This window comes from Rhizobacter sp. P2_H2, from assembly GCF_056403375.1.
This window is the reverse complement of record NZ_JBFUFP010001427.1, coordinates 1-1,099: the sequence shown is the minus strand read 5'-3', so window position 1 is coordinate 1,099 and position 1,099 is coordinate 1. Positions and strand designations below refer to the sequence as shown.

The 1,099-nt window shown below is 65.8% G+C and carries 2 protein-coding genes; one reads left to right on the top strand and one right to left on the bottom strand.

Features of this window, described 5'->3' with window-relative positions; genetic code table 11:
• Window positions 1-184: 184 nt before the first annotated feature.
• Complete coding sequence (locus tag AC1D15_RS33670) at window positions 185-550, bottom strand: MerR family transcriptional regulator (RefSeq protein WP_477829481.1); 366 nt, start codon at window positions 548-550, stop codon at window positions 185-187.
• Between the two features lie 84 nt (window positions 551-634).
• Between AC1D15_RS33670 and AC1D15_RS33665 the strand changes: the two genes are divergently transcribed.
• A partial coding sequence (locus AC1D15_RS33665; RefSeq protein ID WP_477829480.1) for an alpha/beta fold hydrolase occupies window positions 635-1,099 on the top strand: 465 nt, incomplete at its 3' end.

Below are 1,099 nucleotides of genomic sequence, written 5' to 3'. Positions count from 1 at the left end.
GGCCTGGCCAATGCCTGAGCGGGTTCTCGACTCCGAGCCGCGACACCAGAATCCCTTTCTGGTTGGCTCCGCAGTGGTGAAGGCCGCAGCCTCCAGACGGGCTTGCCAGGAGTCGAATGCCTCAGGAGGCGACGGTAGGCAGGTGCTGGCGAATCGCGGGCCGCGCGAAGGAGTCGAGCCAGAGTCAGCCGCTGTGGTCGCCCAGCATCTCGCGCAATCGCGCGCGCCGGCGCTCCAGGTCGTCGATCTGCGCCTCGATGAGGGCCAGCCGCTCGCGTTGCGCCGACAAGGTCTGCTCGCAGGGCGTGGCGCCTTCGATCAGCAGCATGCAGCCGGGGAAGGTCCGGATCTCATCAAGACTCAGACCGGCGGCCAGGAGCCGTTGGATCTGGCGCACCTGCACGGCTGCGCCGGACTCGAACTTCCTGTAGCCGTTTTCTGCGCGCGAAGAATTCAACAGCTTCAGGGCGTCGTAATGCCGAATCGCCCGCGCGCTGATGCCGGTGAGGCGGGACAGTGCGCCGATGGTGAGTAATCCAACAGGCTTCATGGGGATTCGAGAACGACGGCTTGACCCTGACACGGATGTGAGGCTCGACAGTCAGCGCCCCTTTGTCTCATCAGGAGCAACTCCATGACCCTCTTGCCGTTCGGCATGCTATCTCGCGCGCTCGTGGCCGGCCTGCTTGCCCTCGCAGCGACTGCGATCAACCTCGCGTGGGCCGAGCCCCCCTCCAGGCACTACACGGCCGTCTCTTCGGATGGCGTGACCTTGTCGATCCAGGAGGCGGGCGACCCCGGCGGAACGCCTGTGATCTTCGTGCACGGCCTGTTGGGCAGCCACCTCAGCTGGCAGGCGCAGGTCGACAGCCCGGTACTGCAACGCTACCGCCTGATCACCTATGACCTGCGGGGCCATGGGCAGTCCGGCCATCCCTCGGCGCCGCAGATGTACACCGATGGGCTGCGGTGGGCGGACGACCTGGATGCGGTCATCCGCAAGTCGAAGTCCGGTCGGCCCATGCTGGTTGGATGGTCGCTGGGCGCTGCCGTCATTTCCAACTACCTCGCTGGGCGCTGCCGTCATTTCCAACTACCT

What these genes read in the sequence shown, in the direction of transcription:
- AC1D15_RS33670 (WP_477829481.1), bottom strand. Translation starts at nt 550, where the DNA reads ATGAAGCCTGTTGGATTACTCACCATCGGCGCACTGTCCCGCCTCACC.